Annotated in this window: 19 protein-coding genes; 6 read left to right on the top strand and 13 right to left on the bottom strand. The window is 68.4% G+C overall.

Going from position 1 to position 17,938, the window contains the following annotated elements; translation table 11 throughout:
• Positions 1-102: 102 nt before the first annotated feature.
• The 3 genes from WJ542_RS04415 to flgL all read left to right on the top strand — a co-directional run bounded on the left by WJ542_RS04415 (position 103) and on the right by flgL (position 4,374).
• On the top strand, positions 103-861 hold the full coding sequence (locus tag WJ542_RS04415; RefSeq protein ID WP_411188176.1) for a flagellar brake protein: 759 nt from the start codon (positions 103-105) through the stop codon (positions 859-861).
• A 200-nt stretch (positions 862-1,061) separates the two neighbouring features.
• Complete coding sequence (gene flgK, locus WJ542_RS04420; protein WP_411188177.1) at positions 1,062-3,104, top strand: flagellar hook-associated protein FlgK; 2,043 nt, start codon at positions 1,062-1,064, stop codon at positions 3,102-3,104.
• Between the two features lie 28 nt (positions 3,105-3,132).
• Entirely contained in the window at positions 3,133-4,374 is a 1,242-nt protein-coding gene (gene flgL, locus WJ542_RS04425; RefSeq protein ID WP_411188178.1) for a flagellar hook-associated protein FlgL, read from the top strand.
• 57 nt (positions 4,375-4,431) lie between these two features.
• Here the strand turns inward: flgL and fliR are convergent, their stop codons facing one another.
• The 13 genes from fliR to fliF form a co-directional block, all read right to left on the bottom strand.
• Positions 4,432-5,223, bottom strand: coding sequence for a flagellar biosynthetic protein FliR (gene fliR / locus WJ542_RS04430; protein WP_411188179.1), 792 nt, complete (start codon positions 5,221-5,223; stop codon positions 4,432-4,434).
• Positions 5,224-5,266: 43 nt separating this feature from the next.
• Positions 5,267-5,536: a flagellar biosynthesis protein FliQ gene (gene fliQ, locus WJ542_RS04435; protein WP_411188180.1), complete on the bottom strand. Its 270-nt coding sequence runs from the start codon at positions 5,534-5,536 to the stop codon at positions 5,267-5,269.
• Between the two features lie 12 nt (positions 5,537-5,548).
• Positions 5,549-6,406, bottom strand: coding sequence for a flagellar type III secretion system pore protein FliP (fliP, locus tag WJ542_RS04440; RefSeq protein ID WP_411188181.1), 858 nt, complete (start codon positions 6,404-6,406; stop codon positions 5,549-5,551).
• The gene (fliO, locus tag WJ542_RS04445) at positions 6,407-7,000 is read right to left on the bottom strand and encodes a flagellar biosynthetic protein FliO (RefSeq protein ID WP_411188182.1); all 594 of its coding nucleotides are present in this window, start codon (positions 6,998-7,000) and stop codon (positions 6,407-6,409) included.
• The gene (gene fliN / locus WJ542_RS04450; protein ID WP_411188183.1) at positions 6,997-7,461 is read right to left on the bottom strand and encodes a flagellar motor switch protein FliN; all 465 of its coding nucleotides are present in this window, start codon (positions 7,459-7,461) and stop codon (positions 6,997-6,999) included. The genes fliO and fliN overlap by 4 nt, the downstream gene beginning before the upstream one ends.
• Positions 7,454-8,452 (bottom strand): flagellar motor switch protein FliM, encoded by a 999-nt coding sequence (fliM, locus tag WJ542_RS04455; protein ID WP_027792989.1) that lies wholly within the window; start codon positions 8,450-8,452, stop codon positions 7,454-7,456. The genes fliN and fliM overlap by 8 nt, the downstream gene beginning before the upstream one ends.
• Before the next feature lie 108 nt (positions 8,453-8,560).
• Complete coding sequence (fliL, locus tag WJ542_RS04460) at positions 8,561-9,067, bottom strand: flagellar basal body-associated protein FliL (RefSeq protein ID WP_411188184.1); 507 nt, start codon at positions 9,065-9,067, stop codon at positions 8,561-8,563.
• A gap of 252 nt (positions 9,068-9,319) precedes the next feature.
• Entirely contained in the window at positions 9,320-10,831 is a 1,512-nt protein-coding gene (locus WJ542_RS04465) for a flagellar hook-length control protein FliK (RefSeq protein ID WP_411188185.1), read from the bottom strand.
• Positions 10,832-10,855: 24 nt separating this feature from the next.
• Positions 10,856-11,308, bottom strand: a complete 453-nt coding sequence (gene fliJ, locus WJ542_RS04470; protein WP_411188186.1) for a flagellar export protein FliJ — start codon at positions 11,306-11,308, stop codon at positions 10,856-10,858.
• A complete protein-coding gene (gene fliI / locus WJ542_RS04475; protein WP_411188187.1) occupies positions 11,305-12,933 on the bottom strand; it encodes a flagellar protein export ATPase FliI in 1,629 nt (542 codons plus the stop codon). Before fliI ends, fliJ begins: the two co-directional genes overlap by 4 nt.
• Complete coding sequence (fliH, locus tag WJ542_RS04480) at positions 12,927-13,625, bottom strand: flagellar assembly protein FliH (protein WP_411188188.1); 699 nt, start codon at positions 13,623-13,625, stop codon at positions 12,927-12,929. Before fliH ends, fliI begins: the two co-directional genes overlap by 7 nt.
• Positions 13,618-14,613: a flagellar motor switch protein FliG gene (gene fliG / locus WJ542_RS04485; RefSeq protein ID WP_411188189.1), complete on the bottom strand. Its 996-nt coding sequence runs from the start codon at positions 14,611-14,613 to the stop codon at positions 13,618-13,620. Before fliG ends, fliH begins: the two co-directional genes overlap by 8 nt.
• On the bottom strand, positions 14,603-16,384 hold the full coding sequence (gene fliF / locus WJ542_RS04490; protein WP_411188190.1) for a flagellar basal-body MS-ring/collar protein FliF: 1,782 nt from the start codon (positions 16,382-16,384) through the stop codon (positions 14,603-14,605). The genes fliG and fliF overlap by 11 nt, the downstream gene beginning before the upstream one ends.
• A 274-nt stretch (positions 16,385-16,658) precedes the next feature.
• On the opposite strand from fliF, the gene fliE reads away from it, so the two are divergent.
• From fliE to WJ542_RS04505, 3 genes are all read left to right on the top strand, one after another.
• The gene (gene fliE / locus WJ542_RS04495) at positions 16,659-16,988 is read left to right on the top strand and encodes a flagellar hook-basal body complex protein FliE (protein WP_027792981.1); all 330 of its coding nucleotides are present in this window, start codon (positions 16,659-16,661) and stop codon (positions 16,986-16,988) included.
• Between the two features lie 133 nt (positions 16,989-17,121).
• On the top strand, positions 17,122-17,568 hold the full coding sequence (fliS, locus tag WJ542_RS04500) for a flagellar export chaperone FliS (RefSeq protein ID WP_411188191.1): 447 nt from the start codon (positions 17,122-17,124) through the stop codon (positions 17,566-17,568).
• Positions 17,565-17,897: a flagellar protein FliT gene (locus WJ542_RS04505; RefSeq protein WP_411188192.1), complete on the top strand. Its 333-nt coding sequence runs from the start codon at positions 17,565-17,567 to the stop codon at positions 17,895-17,897. The genes fliS and WJ542_RS04505 overlap by 4 nt, the downstream gene beginning before the upstream one ends.
• Positions 17,898-17,938: the final 41 nt, after the last annotated feature.

A 17,938-nucleotide genomic window follows, 5' to 3' on the forward strand; every position in this document is an offset into this window, starting at 1 on the left:
TTGCCGCTAAAGCTGGCGAGATGGGAAAGAAAGGGTGGCGCATGCCGCCCGGAAGGTACGCGCCGGCCGCGTGCCTCAGGTCCACGAAATTCCGGCAGGCCCATGAATACCGTTCACTCGAATCACACTGACCAGGCTGGGGACGAAGACGAGATCCCCGATTTCGGTCGCCGCAATCCGCTCGAGGTAGGCGTCCAGTTGCGCAATCTCGCCAATCGCGGCGATTTCCTCACCCTGCAATACCGAGGCGGCCAGCTCGTCACGCGCATCCTCGACGTCAACACGCGCACGCTCACCTTCGTGTTCGACTGGGGCGGCGTAGCGGACCAGAACACCGGCGTGCTCGATACGCCGCAATGCCAGTTCCATGCGTCGCCGGACGGCGTGCGCGTGGAGTTCAACACGCCCACGCCGCGCCGTACCGATTTCGAAGGGCGGCCTGCGTTCGAGGCGTCGTTCCCCGAGGTGCTTTTCTACGTGCAGCGCCGCGAGTATTTTCGCGTCGACACGCCCGTGCTCGAGCCTTGCCTGTGCCGCGGCACGCTGCCCGACGGCGAGCGCTTCGCGTTCGAGGTGCATGACGTGTCGCTCGGCGGCGTGGGTCTGCGCACGAGCGACGAGCGCGCCGGCACGATCGGCATGGGCGCGTACCTGCCCGACGTCGAGCTCGACCTGCGCGCGTACGGCAAGCTGCGCGTCGATCTCGCGCTCGTCGTGCTGCGCTTCATCGACCTGCCCAACGGCGAGCGCCGCTATCACCTCGGCATGCGTTTCGAGGCGCTGCCGGGTTCGACCGAAAACAGCCTGCAGCGCTATATCACCCAGCTCGAAATGAAGCGCCGCTCGCTCGCGCGGGCCTGAGCGAACCCGCTGCGTCCGGGCCGGGCCGTGCGGGCCCGCAATGGCGGTCCGCACGGCGCCGCCGCGGTTGCGGCAAACGTTTCCCGCGCGGCTTGCTGCGCGCGCCGGCACTCAATTTTCGTCGCGCGCTGCCGTTATAAGAGGGAGTCCACCCAACGCGGCCGCCTCCGGCGGATGGACGTTCACGAGGATCACGACGGATGACCACGAATATCTTCTCGATCGGTTTGAGCGGTTTGCAGGCGGCCCAGATCGGTATCGCGACTGCGGGCGAGAACATCAGCAACTCGAGCACCGCGGGTTACGACGTCGAATCGGCGGACTACACCGAGGCCACCGGCCAGAACTCGGGTTCGGGCTATATCGGCAACGGCGTGACCACCGCGACGATCACGCGCGCGTACAGCCAGTACCTGACCACGTCGCTCAACAACGCCCAGTCCACCAACAGCTCGCTCACGGCCTCCTACAATCTCGCGACGCAGCTCTCGAATCTCGTGGGCAGCCCGACCTCCGGCATCGCCTCGTCGATTACCGCGTTTTTCACGGGCATGCAGACGGCCGCGAACTCGCCCTCGGACACGTCGACGCTCCAGACCGCGCTTTCCGACGCGCAGACGCTCGCGGCCGAGATCAACGAGACGGGCCAGCAATACGACGCCATGCGTCAGAGCGTGAATACGCAGCTTTCGAACGCGGTGTCGCAGGTCAACACCTATTCGCAGCAGATCGCGCAGCTCAATACGCAGATCGCTTCGGCGACCACGGCGGGCCAGCAGCCGAACCAGTTGCTCGACGAGCGCGACCAGGCCGTGGCGAGCCTCTCGCAACTGGTGGGCGTGCAGGTCGTGCAGAGCAACAACGGCAGCTACAGCGTCTTTCTCGGCAACGGTCAACCGCTCGTGACGGGCGCCCAGAGCTACAGCCTCACCACGCAGCCGTCGAGCACCAACTCGTCCGAATTCACCGTGGCCTGGAGCGGCCTCACGGGCTCGACCACGACGCCGCAGCCGCTTTCGTCGGCCGCGCTGCAAGGCGGCACGGTGGGCGGCCTCGTGTCGTTCGTCACGCAGACGCTCGACCCGGCCCAGGCGCAGCTCGGCGCGATCGCCACGAGCTTCGCGGCCCAGGTCAACGCGCAGAACGAAGCGGGCTATACGGCCAGCGGCGCGGCGGGCGGGGCGCTCTTCTCGGTGAGCCCGGCGCTCGTCACCGGCAACACGAACAACACGGGCAGCGCCTCCGTGGCGGTGACGCTGACCGACCCGACGCAGCCGCCCACCGACAACTACGCGCTTTCGTACTCGACCGCGAGCGGCACCGGCACCTGGACGCTCACCGACACGACGACCAACGCGGTCGTCGGCTCGACCACGACCCAGCCCAGCACGGCCAACCCGTTCCTCGCGGGCGGCATGAGCATCACGTCGACCGGCACGATGAACAGCGGCGACTCGTACTCGATCCAGCCGACGGCCAATGCGCTCGACAGCTTCGGCGTCGCGACCACGGACGCGAGCGCGATCGCCACCTCCTCGCCCGTGCTGGTCGCGGCGAGCAGCACGAACACCGGCTCGGCCACGATCACGCAGTACTCGACCACGGCCGGCTTCACGGTGCCGAGCAGCCCTGTCGCGCTCACGTACACGGCGCCCACGGCCCCGGCGACGAGCGGCACGCTCTCGGGCTTCCCGACCGGTACGACCGTGAGCGTCACGACTCCCGGCTCCAGCACGCCCACGACGGTGACGATCGGCTCCGGCACGCCGCCCGCCACCGGCGTGAGCTACGACCCCAGCACGGGCGCGACGATCACGATCACGGGCCCGGCAGCGGACGGCCTGAACAACGTGAGCTTCACGATGACGGGCACGCCCGCGACCAACGACACCTTCACGATTTCGGCGAATACGGGCGGCACCCAGGACGGCAGCAACGCGCTGGCGATCGCGAACCTCGCGTCGAGCACGGCGTTCACGGGTACGACCACGCTCACGAGCGCGTACGCCAGCTACGTGAATTCGGTCGGCAACACGGCGACCCAGCTCGACGCATCCAGCACTTCGCAACAGTCGCTCGTCACGCAGCTCACGTCGCAGCAGCAGTCGGTGGAGGGCGTGAACATGGACGAAGAGGCGGCCAACCTGGAGCAGTACCAGCAGCTCTATCAGGCCAACGCCAAGGTGATCCAGACCGCGGCGACGATGTTCCAGACCCTGATCGGCATTTTCGCAGGCGCTTGACCGGCATTTTTTATTGAGGCGTTGACCCATGCGTATCGCGACTTCCGAGCTCTACACCTCCAGCCTCATGAACATGGAGAACCAGCAGGCCCAACTGCTGCAGATCGAGCAAGAGGTGTCGTCGGGCCAGGCGATCACGAGCCCGGCGGAAGACCCGGTGGGCGCAGCCCAGGCCGTGCAGCTCTCGGCCACGAGCGCCACCCTTTCGCAGTACACGGCGAACCAGAGCACGGCGCTCTCGTCGCTGCAAACGGAAGGCACGGCACTCACGAGCATCACGACCACGCTGCAGAGCGCCAATTCGGCCATGCAGTCGGCCATGAGCGGCACGATGAACAACGCGGATCTCTCGGCGCTCGCCCAGCAACTGGAGGGCTACCGCAGCGAGCTGATGTCGTATGCCAACACCACGGACGGCTCGGGCAACGCCATCTTCTCGGGCTTCCAGAGCACGTCGTCGGTGTTTACGAACAACGCCAGCGGTATCGGCGTGACCTATAACGGCGACGCGGGCCAGCGCATGATCCAGGTGTCCGGCTCGAGCCAGATCGCCGTTGCCGACCCGGGCAGCTCGGTGTTCATGAGCGTGCCCTCGGTGGGTTCGGCGGCCGTGCCTGCGGGCAACGCAAGCAACTCGGGCACCGGCACGATCAGCGCGGTCACGGTGACCAACGCTTCGGCGTCCACCAACAACGACGACTACTCGATCGCGTTCAGCACCGACCCGACGACCGGCGCGCTTGCCTACACGGTGACCGACAGCACGGCCGGCACCAGCGTGGGCCCCACGGACTATACGGCCGGTTCGGCGATCCCGCTCGGCAGCGGCATGAACGTGACGATCTCGGGCACGCCGGCCGTCGGCGATTCGTTCTCGGTGCAGCCGGGCACTTCCTCGGCCTACAGCGACGTGTTCGCCACGCTCGACAACGTCATTGCCGCGCTCAACACGCCGTCGCAGAACAACACCTCGGCGAGCGCGAACCTCGACAACGCGCTCACGACCGGCATGACCGCGCTCAGCAATTCGCTGTCGAACGTCACCACGATCCAGGCCTCGGTGGGGGGCCGCGAGCAGGAAGTCGAGGCACTGCAGACGGTGACCTCGACGAATTCGCTGCAGGTCTCGACCAACCTCTCGAACCTCACGAGCACCGACATGACCTCGGCGATCACCCAGTACACGGAAGTGGAGAACGCGCTGACGGCCTCGCAGAAGACCTTCGCGGCAACCCAGAGTCTTTCGCTCTTCAACTACATCAACCCCTGAACTGCCGGCCTGAGTCAGCGCTTCGGCACTGACTCAGGCCCCTTCTGCTACCACCCGCTACCTCGCCGAACCCAACGCCGTCGCCACACGCCCCATCTGGTCGATGCCGGCATCGAAGAGCCGCGCGAAGAACGGGATCAGGTTCGGCACCATCATCAGCGCGATCAGCATCCCCACCAGCGTCGTCAGCGCGAAACCCACCTGGAAGATACCGATCTGCGGCGCGGCGCGGTTCAGGATGCCGAGGCACAGATTCGAGATCAGCAGCGCGACGATCACGGGCAGCGCGAGCAGGGCGCCCGTGGCGAACAGGACCGAGCCCCAGTCCGCGATCTGGCGCCAGCCCGCCGCGCCCAGCACGTTCGCGGCAATCGGCACCGACTGGAACGAGTCCACGAGCGCGGCGATCATCTGCAGATGGCCGTCGAGCACGAGGAACGTGAGCATCGCGATGGTGTTGAGCAGGCTCGAGACCGCCGACGCGTTGGTGTCCGCCTGCGGATCGAAGAAGCTGGCGAAGCCGAGTCCCATGCCGAGCCCCATGAGGTCGCCCGCCGTCATGACGATGCCGAAGACGATCTGCATGATGAAGCCGAGCGCCACGCCGATCAGGAACTGGTTTGCGAGGATCCACACGCCGTCGGCCGAAAACACCGTGGCCTGCGGCATGGGCCCGAGCGTGGGCGCGACGATGAGCGTCGTGAACGCGGCGAGGCCGATCTTCACGCGCGCCTGCAGCGACGCGTTGCCCAGCACCGGCGCGGCGGCGATCAGCGCGAGGATGCGCGCGAACGGCCACAGGAATGCGGTGAGCCAGGCGTTCATCTGGGCGTAGGTGACCGTGAACATCGTGCGCGAGTCGTGCGGAAAACCCGGGTGGCGGCGCGCCGCGCTAGCCCGCTAGCGTGGGAATGCTCGCGAATATGCGGTGCATATAGTCGACGAGTGTCGTGAGCATCCACGGCCCGGCGATCACGAGCGTCACCGCAATGGCGATGAGCTTGGGAATGAACGTGAGCGTGGTTTCGTTGATCTGCGTGGCGGCCTGGAAGAGGCTCACCGTCAGGCCGACCACGAGCGACACGAGCAGGAGCGGCGCGGCGAGCAGCATCGCGATGTACATCGCCTCGTGGGCGAGGGTCATGACCATTTCGGGCGTCATGGGCGGGTCTCCTCAGGTGAAGCTCTGCGCGAGCGAGCCGATCAGGAGCTGCCAGCCGTCCACGAGCACGAACAGCATGAGCTTGAACGGCAGCGAGATCGTCGTGGGCGAGACCATCATCATGCCCATCGACATCAGCACGCTCGCCACCACGAGGTCGATGATGAGGAACGGGATGAAGATCGTGAAACCGATCTGGAAGCCCGTCTTCAGCTCGCTCGTGACGAAGGCCGGCACGAGCAGCGTGAGCGGCACGTCTTCGGGCCCCTGCATGGGCCCCGCGTGCGAGATGCGTGCGAAGAGCGCGAGATCCGACTCGCGCGTCTGCCGCAGCATGAAGGTCTTGAAGGGCGCGACGCCGCGCGAGACCGCCTCGTCCATGGGCAGCGTGCCGGCCGAGAAGGGCTTGTAGCCGTCGTTGTACGCCTTGTCGATCACGGGCGACATGACGAACAGCGTGAGAAAGAGCGCGAGGCCCACGAGCACCTGGTTGGGCGGCGTCGTGGTCGTGCCGAGCGCCTGGCGCAGCAGCGAGAGCACGATGATGATGCGCGTGAAGCTCGTCATCATCAGCACCATCGCCGGCAGGAACGACAGCATCGTGAGCAGCAGCATCGTCTGCACGCTCAGCGAGTACGTCGTGCCGCCGCCCGGGCCCGGGCTCGTGTTGAAGGCGGGCAGGCCCATGGGCTGGGCGGCCTGCGCGAGCGCCGCATGCGGCAGCGCGAGCGCGAGCGCCGCGGCGCCGAAGGTCAGCAACGCTGCCAGCCTCGTTGCCAGCCTCGCGGGCGGCACGCCGGACAACCGGGCCCGCGCCCGCGAGACGATGCGCGCGCGGTGCGGCGCGGCGGGGAGGGAACGGCTGTGCATTTACTGCGCTCCGGCGTCGTGACGCCTGAATCGTTTGCCGGCTTCGCTCTTCAGCGCGTCGCGAAAGCGTTGCCCGAAGCTGCCCGATAGCGGGGCGAGGGCCGTGGCGGCCGCCGTCTGCGGCGCGGCGCCGGCCGGCATGGTGTGGAGAAGGCGCACGTTGCCGGGCGCGGCGCCGAGTACGAGCCAGGTATCGCCGATCTCGACGACGGCCACGCGCTCCTTGCCGCCGAGCGAGGTGCCGCCGACGGTCTTCACGAGCGCATTGCGCTGGCCACCCTGCACTCCCAGGCGCCGCGCGAGCCACGCGCAGCCGAACACCACGGCGATCACGAGCGCGAGGCCGAACACGGTTTGCAGCACGGCGCCAAAGCCGAGCGCGGGAACGGCGCTGCCCGCGCCGAGCGTCGCGGCGCCCGAGGCCGCGGATGCGCCGGAAGCGGAGAGGGCGGCGGCATTCACCGCCTTGAGATCGGCCGCGTGCGCGGCGAGAGGGACGGCCGCACCCGACAACGCGATTGCGCTGCCGGCCAGCCCGAGGAGACGCCAGGCGGCGTGCGCCGCCCGGCCGCCGCGTGCTGCCAGCGGTTTCATCGGTTGAGCTTCCGGATCCGCTCGGCGGGCGTGATGATGTCGGTGAGGCGGATGCCGAACTTGTCGTTCACGACCACCACTTCGCCCTGGGCAATCAGGCAGCCGTTCACGAGCACGTCCATCGGCTCGCCCGCGAGGCCGTCCAGCTCCACCACGGAGCCCTGCGCGAGTTGCAGCAGGTTGCGGATCGCGATCTTGGTGCGCCCGAGCTCGACCGTCATCTGGACCGGAATGTCCAGGATCATGTCGATGTCGTTGCGCGTGTTGGTCGGGCTCACCTTCGAAAGCGGCTGGAACACGCCCGCGGACGTTGCCGGCTGCGTGTCCAGCTCATGGCCGTTCTGTTCGGCGAGCGCGCTCGCCCAGTCGTCCAGCGCGTCGTCCTGCGTGGCCGCTGCGGCGGCGTCGGCGCCGCTTTCGTGGACCGGTTCGTCAGCGGGCGTGGCGTTCACGTCACTCATATCCACCTTCCTTCATCGTGTCGGCTGCGCTGATCATCTTCTGGACCCGCAACGCGTATTGACCATTGAAAATTCCGTAGCCGCATTCCATCACCGGCACGCCGTCCACCTTGGCGACGATGTGCTCGGGGATGTTGAGCGGCAGCACGTCGCCCTTCTGCATGTTCAGGATCTGCTCGAAGGTGACTTTCGCCTGGGCGAGATCGGCGGTGAGCTCCACTTCCGCGGCCTGCACCTGCTGCGAGAGCACGCGCACCCAGCGGCGGTCCACGTCGAGCGCTTCGCCCTGGATGGGCGAGGCGAGTATGTCGCGGATCGGCTCGATCATCGAGTACGGCATGCAGATGTGCAGCGTGCCGCCCGTCGGCCCGAACTCGATCGAGAACTGCGTGACGATCACGATCTCGTTGGGCGTGGCGACGTTGGCGAACTGCGTGTGCATTTCGGAGCGCACGAATTCGAACTGCAGCGGGCGCACGCTCTTCCACGCCGTGGTGTAGTGCTCGAACACGAGATTGAGCAGCTTGCCGATGATGCGCTGCTCGGTCTGCGTGAAGTCGCGGCCTTCCACGCGCGTGTGAAAGCGCCCGTCGCCGCCGAACAGGTTGTCCACCACGAAGAACACGAGGTTCGGGTCGAACACGAACAGCGACGTGCCGCGCAGGGGCTTCACGTGCACGAGGTTCAGGTTCGTCGGGATGGGCAGGTTGCGCGTGAATTCGCTGTACTTCTGCACGCGCACGGGCCCGACCGAAATTTCGGCGGTGCGGCGCATGAAGTTGAAGATGCCCACGCGCAAGAGGCGCGCAAAACGCTCGTTGATGATTTCGAGGCCGGGCATCCGGCCGCGGACGATGCGTTCCTGCGTCGCGATGTTGTAGGGGCGGACGCCCTTGTTCTCGGACTGATCCTGGTCCGAGTCGACTTCGCCGGTGACGCCCTTGAGGAGGGCATCGACCTCCTCCTGGGACATGAACTCGCTGTGGTTCATGCTCATGATGCGTAGCTCTCCCCGCCTGGGACGCGGCGCGCGCGCGCCGTACGTGAGCTGTGCGGCGGCGTGCGTGGTTGCGATGCGCGCTGGGTCATGGGTGTTCGCTCACTGCACGACGAATTCGGTGAACAGCACGTCTTCGACGTGCGCGGGCGTGCCGTGCGGCTCGGTCGGCTGGGCGATCAGCGCGGCCAGCTCGGCGGCGAGCGCGTGCTTGCCGTCGAGCGTGGCGAGGTCTTCGGGATGCTTGTTCGAGAGCGCGAGCAGCACGCGGCTGCGAATCTCGGGCATGCGGTCGCGCAGGGCGTCCTGGGTCGCGAGCGTGTCGAGCTTCAGCGTGAGGCCGATGCGCAGATAGTGCGTTTCGCCGTCGTCGGACTGCAGGTTCACCGTCATCGGGTCGAGCGCGAAGTACACCGGCACGGCCGGAACCGGCGCGCTCGGGGTCGCGGCGGGGGCGCTGGCCTCGTGCCGCTGCATCACGAACCAGGTCGCGCCGGCTGCCGCGCCGGCGGCAAGGAGCGCGATCAGGGCGATCACGATGAGGCGCTTCATCGGGCCGGGTTTCGCGCTCTGGGGAGCGGCTTGCTGGTTTGCGGTCGTGGTGGCCATGTGCGTTGTGAGCCTTGCGTACGGGCTGGGATGCGGGCTTGCGGGCCGTTAATCCCGGGAGCTTGCATTGTTCTGGCTTTTGGCTTGCAGCGATGGGAGGAATAGAAGGGGGATTTCCGGCTATCTCGTGCTTTTGTTGCGCGGGCCGCGCAAGGCCCGCGCAAGGCCTCGCAACGCATGCGGCGGCGCGGGCGCGGCCTGAATGCGCCGCGCCTTGTCTCGTCCCGCGGACCGGTTAAAGGGGAGAAGCGCTCAGGCGAAGGTGTCGATCAGGCCGACGCTGCGCTGCGTTGCCGTGGAGGCCGTCACCGTGCCGGTGTCGTCGCCGGAGCTGGCGCCGCCACTGCCGCTGCCGCCGCGGCTCGCCGAGCGCGAACCGTTGCCGCCGTCCTGCTGCCCCTGCTGGTTCATCTGCCGCGCGAAGCCGTCGCTCACGCTGGCGCTGCCAAGGCCGATGCCGTTCTGCTCCATCGCCTCGCGCAGCTTGGGCAGCGCGGCCTCCACAGCGTCGCGCACCTGCTGGTGCTGCGAGACGAAGAGCGCATGGGCATGGCTTTCGGAGACCTGCAGCACGACCTGAAGCGGGCCGAGATCCTTCGGATTGAGCGTCAGTTCGGCCGAGGACTGGTTCGCGTTCGAGAGGAACACGACCTTCTGGCTCAGCTCGTCCTCCCAGTCGGAGGTGCCCACCTGCGGGCTCAGCGCGGCGGCGTTCGCGCCGGCCGCGGCAGCCGCGGTCGGCGCCTGGGCCACGGCCTGGGCCTGGGCGGCCGCCGCAGCGGCGGCCTGGGTCGCGGCGAGCGCATCCGCGGCGGCCTGGTTCGTGCCGCCTCCGGCCGTCTGGGTCGATCCTTGCTGCGTCGTCGCCGCGGCGGCGAGGGCGTCGGCCGCGGCCTGGGCGGGACTCGCGCCCGCGCTCGCGCCGGAGGCCAGCGTACTGCCATTGGCGGTGCCGGTCGTGCCCGCATCCTTCCCCGCGCCGTGGGCGGCGAGGTGAGCGGCGAAGCCGTCCGCCGAGCCGCCGGCGCTCGCGGCACCGCTGGCGCCGGCCGTCGCACCCGCGGCGGCGTTGCCCGCCGCGGCGCCCATCGAAGCGAAGCGCGCCGAAACGGCGCCTTGACCGCCGCGCGCCGCCGAAAGCGCGGCCTCCAGCGCGTCGTGGACCGACTTCGCGCCGCCGGAAGCGCCGCCGCTGTCCGAAGCGGTATCGCTCGCGCCGTTGGCCAGCGCGCCGGCCGTGGCGCTCGATGCGAGGCTCTGCAGCGTGGCGTCCGACTGGCCGTTGGCGCTGGCCGTCGCGCCCTGGGCTTGCGCCTGGGCCTGCATGGCCGCGGCGGCGGCCTGCGCACCGGCGGCATCGGCCTGCTGCTGCGTGGGTGAGTTGCCGCTGCGATGCTGTCCGCTGCCCCACGTGTGCTGCGTCCCCGACGACTGCGAGCTGCCGTCCGGGGCGCTGGCGTCTTGCTGGCTCCCGCTGCCCTGCGCGCCGCCGGTCGCGGCCGATTGTGCGGATTGCGCGGCCTGGGACGACTGCTGACCCTGCGACGCGGACGCCGTGGCCGAGCCCTGCTGCGACGACTGGGCCGCTTGCGAGGACGGGTTGTTCTGCCATGCCGGCGGCGTGTTTTGCTGCTGGGCGCCGATGCTCTGCTGCAGCGTTTGCGCGAAGGCCTGGCTACCCTGGGTCGCCTGGCTGGTGGAGCTGCTGGACAACGCGTCGTCTACGGCGTCGAGCAGTGAACTGGCAATGGCAAGGATCGGCATGGCGATTCCTTCGGATACCTACGGTTAAGGGTGTTGCGGCGCACGCATGCGCAGGATGCGCGCGGCGTACTCGTCGGAGTCGCGTTGTTCGCGGCGCGCTTCCTTGCGGGCGGCCACATCGTCCTGGCGCGCCTGCAGCACTTCGTATGAACCGAGCTTCTGCTTGCAGCGCTGCCATTCCGGCTTCGCGGCCTCGAGGCGCGCGCTGGCCTGGTCCAGCATGCGCCGCTGCTGCTCGATGGCGGTATCGAGCGTATCGATGAACGCCTGGAAATTACGCACGTTGCCGGCCGCCATCCCCTGGCGCGCCGACTCGGTGAAGCGCGTGTGGTACTCCGCGCGATAGTTGATGAGCGCCTCGAGCTGGGTCTCGATCTCGTTCTTCTCGCGCTGCATGCGCCCGAGCCGCTGCGCGGCGGCGTCGACGTCGTCCTGCGCGAGTCCGATCAAGGTTTGCAGCGGGGAGTGTTGCGTCATGTCCTGGCTCCTGGGGAGGTCTGGCCGATGAGCGCGCCGAGCGCTTCGAGGCTGGACGGGTAGCTGGCGGTCTCGCGAAAGCCCTGTTGCAGGAACGCCTCGATGCGCGGATACAGCGCGATCGCGCGGTCGAGCACCGCGTCGCGTCCGCTCACGTAAGCGCCCACGTTGATGAGGTCGCGGTTGCGCTGGTAGCGCGAAAGCATCTGCTTGAGCGCGCGCGTGCGGTTCAGGTGCTGGTCGTCGATCAGCGCGGTCATCGCGCGGCTGATCGAGGCTTCGATGTCGATGGCCGGATAGTGGCCCGCTTCCGCGAGGGCGCGCGAGAGCACGATATGGCCGTCGAGAATCGCGCGCGCCGAGTCGGCAATGGGGTCCTGCTGGTCGTCGCCTTCGGTGAGCACGGTGTAGAACGCCGTGATCGAGCCGCCGCCCTCGGGGCCGTTGCCGGTGCGCTCGACGAGCGCGGGCAGGCGCGCGAATACCGAAGGCGGGTAGCCCTTGGTCGCGGGCGGCTCGCCGATGGCGAGCGCGATCTCGCGCTGCGCCATCGCGTAGCGCGTGAGCGAGTCCATCAGCAGCAGCACGTGCTTGCCCTGGTCGCGGAAATATTCGGCGAGCGTCGTGGCGTAGGCGGCGCCCTGCATGCGCAGCAGCGGCGAGACGTCCGCCGGCGCGGCCACCACGACCGAGCGCGCGAGCCCGTCGGGCCCGAGGATCTGCTCGATGAATTCCTTCACTTCGCGGCCCCGCTCGCCGATCAGGCCGATCACGATCACCTCGGCGCTCGTCGCGCGCGCCATGGTGCCGAGCAGCACCGACTTGCCGACGCCCGAGCCCGCGAAGAGGCCCATGCGCTGGCCGCGCCCGACCGTGAGCAGGGCGTTGATCGCGCGCACGCCGACGTCGAGCACCTTGTGGATCGGCTCGCGGTTGAGCGGATTGATCGACGGCGCGGTGAGCGGCGCGTCGGCTTCGGCCGCGAGCGGCCCGAGCCCGTCGAGCGGCTTGCCGGAGGCGTCCACCACGCGGCCGAGCATGCCCCAGCCCACTGGCAGGCGCTTCGCGCCCGCCATGGGATTGGCGATCGGCGCGGCTTCGAGCGGCCAGACGCGCGCGCCGGGCAAGAGGCCCGCGACCTCGGTCGTGGGCATGAGGAAAAGCTTGTCGCCCGAGAAGCCCACCACCTCGGCTTCGGCCATCGCCAGCGTGGCGCCGGGCGGCAGTTCGATCATCACTTCGGCGCCCACCGCGAGGCGCAGGCCCACCGCTTCGAGCACGAGGCCGGCGGCGCGCGTGAGGCGGCCGCAGGCGCGCAGCGGCTTTGCCAGAACGTTGCGCTGGCGCACGCCCGAAAGGAACGCGTTCCAGGACTGCAAATGAGGATTCGCGGGATCGAAATGAGGCGGCGGCGTGTAGGGCGGGACTGCCGCGGCGCTGCCGGCAACGCCCGCGTGCGGGCCGCCGGCCGCGGCGGCAGGGGCTGCGTGGACGTCGCCGCCCACCAGCATGGCGGCCTGCTCCGCGTCGTGCGCGCCGGGCCCGAACGAAGCGAGCGCGAGCTCCTGCTCGAGCGGCGTCAGGTCGCTCGTGTGGATCGTTCCGGCGGGCGGCGGCGTCACCATGGCCGGACCTTGCCGAGCGCGGCGGACACGCGCTCCCAGCGCGAGGCGACGTTCGCGTCGACCTCGCCGGTGGCGGCCTGCGCGCGGCAGCCGCCGCGCTCGAGCGCCGGATCGGTGCGCACGGTCCAGCCGCGCGCTTCGAGTTCTTCCTGCAGATAGGCCTCGACCACGGGCAGGTCGGCGGGGCTTACCACGAGCTGCGGCGAGCCTGCGAGCGCGGGTTCGGCGGCGAGCACCTCGCGGGCCACCGCGACGAGCGCGGTCGGGTCGTGCTGGACGTGCTGGCGCACGACCTGCTGGGCAATGTCGAGCGCGAGCTCGACGAGCGTTTCGGCCACGCCCGCCTCGACGGTCGTGAGCGCGTCGGAAAAGCGCTGCGCGATCTGCGCGAGCTGGCGCGCCTGGGCGCGCGCATCGGCGAGCCCCTGCTCGAAGCCCTGCTTGTGGCCCTGGTCGTAGCCGGCCTGGTAGCCGAGCGCCTGGCCCGCGACGTGGCCCGAGGCCACGCCTTGCGCATGCGCGTCGTCGCGCAGCCGCTGGAGCTCGGCCTCGAAGGCCGCCTCTTCGTCGGGCGAAGGCGGCGGGGGCGGGGGCGGCGGCGGGTCGAACGACGCCATCTCCCAGCGCTGGTACGCCGAGGTTCTGGCTTGGGCCTTCGCCATGTTGGCTTCGGCCGTCGTCTCGTCAGACATACGCATCTTCCGCCTTGCCGCCGATCACGATCTGGCCGCTTTCGGCCAGATTTCGCACGATCTGCAGGATACGCCGCTGCTGCGCTTCGACTTCCGAAACGCGCACGGGGCCGCGCGCGTCGAGGTCTTCGGCGAGCAGTTCGGCCGCGCGCTGCGACATATTGGAGAGGAACTTCTGGCGCAGCGCGGGCGGCGCGCCCTTGAGCGAGATGATGAGCGACTCCGACTCCACTTCCTTGAGCAGCAGCTGGATCGCGCGGTCTTCGAGATCGAGCAGGTTCTCGAACACGAACATCTGGTCGACGATCTTCTGCGCGAGCTCGGCGTCGTACTGGCGCACGCTTTCCAGCACGCCTTCTTCGTGCTGACTCGTCATGAAGTTGAGGATTTCGGCCGCCGTGCGGATGCCGCCCATCGGGCTGCGCTTGAGGTTGTCGCTGCCCGAGAGCAGGCCCGTGAGCACGTCGTCGAGCTCGCGCAGCGCGGCCGGCTGGATGCCGTCGAGCGTCGCGATCCGCAGCAGCACGTCGTTGCGCAGGCGTTCGGTGAAGCACGAGGCGATTTCGGAGGCCTGATCGCGGTCGAGGTGCACGAGGATGGTCGCGATGATCTGCGGGTGCTCGTTCTTGATGAGCTCGGCCACCGACCCCGAGTCCATCCACTTGAGCCCTTCGATGCCGCTCGTGTCGCCGCCCTGCAGGATGCGGTCGATGATGGCGCCGGCCTTATCCTCGCCGAGCGCCTTGTTGAGCACGTTGCGGATGTAGTCGTTGGAGTCGAGCGAGAAGGCGGTGTGCTGCTCCGCCTCCTTCACGAACTCCTGCAGGATGACTTCGATCTCTTCGCGCTTGACGTTCTTCAGCGTGGCCATGGCCGTGCCGATCTTCTGCACTTCGCGCGGGCCGAGGAACTTGAAGACCTCCGCGGCCTCCTCCTCGCCGATCGACATCAGCAGCAGTGCACTCTTGACAGCCCCTTCAGCGCTCATCGTTCACCCAGGTCTTCACGACGGTTGCAACGATCTTCGGATCCTGGCGCGCGATCGTGCGCGCATATTCCAGGTTCCGCTCGAATTTGTGCTTCTCGCTCTCGAAGGAGAGCAGGGCGGCTTCGCTGTCGTGGTCCTCGGCCTTTTTCTCGGCGTGGGGCAGGCCGTCGAGCAGCAGCGGCTCGGCGTCGTCGCTGCCGGCCAGCGCGGGCGCGGCCGGCTCCGGCGGCGGGAACGCGCGGCGCAGCGCCGGCTTCACCATCGCGAAGTAGAGGAACAGCGCCACGGCGCCGATGCCGAGCCACGTCGCGATCTGCTTCGCGAGCGCGATGATGTCGGGCTGGCGCCACCACGGCAGGTTCGCGTCCGGGTCGACTTCCTGCTGGAACGCCGCGTTCACGACGTTCACGGAGTCGCCGCGCTTCGCGTCGTAGCCCATCGCGTCCTTCACGAGCTGGTCGATCTGGGCGAGCTTCTGGGCGTCGAGCGGCTGCATCGTCGCATGGCCTTTCGCGTCCACCTTGGGCTGATAGTTGACGATCACGGCGACCGAAAGCCGCTTGATCCCGCCCGGCGACTGCTGAAAGTCGCGCACGGTCTTGTCGAGCTCGTAGTTGGTCGTGGTGTCGCGATGGTCGGAGATCGGCGTCGTGGCCGGCGCGCCGCTCGCGCCCGCCGGCGCGGTGATGGGCGCGGAGGCCGGCTGCGGCGGTTGATTCGAAAGCGCACCCGGCACGCCCGAGGCGCCGCCCTGCTGCATTTCCGTGTCGATGCTCTGCTGCTGGCTGCGGATCGAGCTTTGCTGCGGGCTGCCATTCGGGCCGTAGTCTTCGGAAGTCTGCTCGAGCTTCGAGAAGTCGATGTCGGCGCTCACCTGCGAGCGTGCGTTGCCCGCGCCGAAGAGCGGGGCGAGGATGGCGTCGATGCGCGCCTGCGTGTCGTGCTCGACCTGGTGCACGTACTTGAGCTGCGAGGCGTCGAGGCCGGCGCCCGAGCTGCTCTGCGTGAGCAGGTTGCCGTCCTGGTCCACCACGGTCACGTTGCGCACCGGCAGGTCGGGCACCGCGGCCGCCACCATATGGGTGATGGCGGCCACCTGGCCGTCGTCGAGCACGCGGCCCGGATAGAGGTTCACGAGCACCGAGGCGGTGGGCGCTTCGCGCTCGCGCACGAACACGGTGGGCTTCGGGATGGCCAGATGCACGCGCGCCGACTTCACGCTCGCGATCGACTCGATCGTCTGCTCGAGCTCGCCTTCCAGCGCGCGCTGGTAGTTCACCTGCTCGGCGAACTGGCTGATGCCGAACTTCTGGTTGTCCATCAGCTCGAAGCCGACCGAGCCGTTCTTCGGCAGGCCCTGGGAAGCGAGGCGCAGGCGCATTTCGTTGACCTGGTCGGAAGGCACGAGAATCGCGCCGTTGCCGTCCGAAAACTTGTAGGGAACGTTTGCGGCCTGGAGCGCAGTAATGATGGCGCCGCCGTCGCGGTCCGAAAGATTGCTGTACAGCACCTTGTAGTCGGGCGCGCGCGACCAGAGCACGAGCGCCGCCACGACCGCGACGAATATCGCAACGGCCACGATGAGCGGCGCGCGCGGGTTGCCGCGCATGCCCCGCAGCGACGACAGCGAGCCGAGGCGCTGCGCGAAGCCGCCTGCGCCGCCGCCGAAGTCGTCGGCGGCGCCGGGCGTCGCCGCGCCCGCTGCGGCAGCGCCCGTGGCGAGGCCCAGGCGGGCGTCGGGGTTGATCAAAGAGTTGGCTGACGAATCCATGCGTCGGGGTTCTCCGGGAGTCCTGCTGCGTCCCGCCGGCGGCGCCGCGCGCGCACGGCCGGGACTTTCACACCGGAGAATTATCCGGGGGGCGGGGCAAGCCGATTGCGGGAATAGAGCCGGGTTTTCCCCCTAGTTTCGGCGCTCCCGCAAAGGGCCCGCTGCTATGCTCTCCACCAGACTCGGCGCCCTTGTCCGCTCAGGCTGCGGCGGGTACCGGGCGATTGCGGCCGCGCGAGCGGCGCGCCATTCCTTCCAGATTCGTGGAGTCACCATGACCATATCCCCGCTCACCTCCGCACTCGCGCAAATGCAATCGATGGCGGCGCAGGCGGCCGGCGGCACGACCGCCGCCGACGAGTCGTCGGGCGCGGCGACGGCGGGCGGGTTCGCCGCGGCGCTCAAGGCCTCGCTCGACAAGATCAGCGACGACCAGCAAAAGGCGGTGGGCGAGTCGCAGGCGTTCGAATTGGGGTCGAACAACGTGTCGATCAACGACGTCATGGTGGACATGCAGAAAGCCAACGTCGGCTTTCAGTTCGGGCTCCAGGTGCGCAACAAGCTGGTCTCCGCCTACACCGACCTCATGCAGATCCAGGTCTGATCGCGTCGCACTGACGTCGCACTAAAGCTTCTCCCGCTTCGTTCCGATAACCCGGTTACAAGCTGCCTGACGCGCCGTGCGCGCCGGGTGCCTACACCGTAACCACCGCAGCACGTATCGAGGAGAAGCGCCGATGTTTTCCCCTGCCCATTCCGGAGCCAATGCTTACGCACGCGTGGGGGTTCAGACAGGGGTCATGGGCGCGAGTCCGCACAAGCTGATCGTGCTCCTGTACCAGGGGGCGCGCAAAGCGGTCGCACAGGCACGCTTGCATTTGCAGATGGGCAATGTCGGGCCGCGTTGCGAAGCGATCAGCAAGGCGATCCGGATTGTCGAAAGTGGGCTCCAGTTGTCGCTGAACGCGGAGGCGGGCGGGGAAATCGCGCAGCGCCTGAATACGCTGTACGGCTATATGACACGGCGGCTGCTGGAAGCCAATATTGAACAGAGCGAGTCCAAGCTGGTCGAGGTCGACCGGCTGCTGGCAACGCTCGAGGAAGCATGGCTGGGAATCGCGCCGGAAGCCGAGCAGCCGGGCGCATTGCCAGCCGCTCCGGGGTCCGGTCCATTGACGAGATGAGTTCGAAAGCAGACTACTTCGCCCGCTACGAAGCGATTGCGGCAGTCTCGGGGCAGATGCTCTGCGCGGCACGCGATTCGCACTGGAATGCGCTGATCGGTCTCCAGGAGGAGTACCGCTCACTCGTCGATGCGCTCAAGGCCGCCGACGGCGGCGTACGGCTCACCGGTGCCGAACGCGCGCGCAAGTTCGAGTTGATCCGCCAGATCCTTGCCGACGATGCGGCCATCCGCGATCTCGCGAGTCCCTGCATGGCGCGTTTGTCGGCGCTGTTCGCGGGGACGGCGCAGCCTTCCAGGGTCCTGAAAGAACTGTATGGCGCGCGCTGAAAGCGCCGGCTGATATCGATATTGACAGACGGGCACTGCGC

Origin of the sequence: Paraburkholderia yinzeri (assembly GCF_046581065.1) — a bacterium.
Lineage (GTDB): Bacteria > Pseudomonadota > Gammaproteobacteria > Burkholderiales > Burkholderiaceae > Paraburkholderia.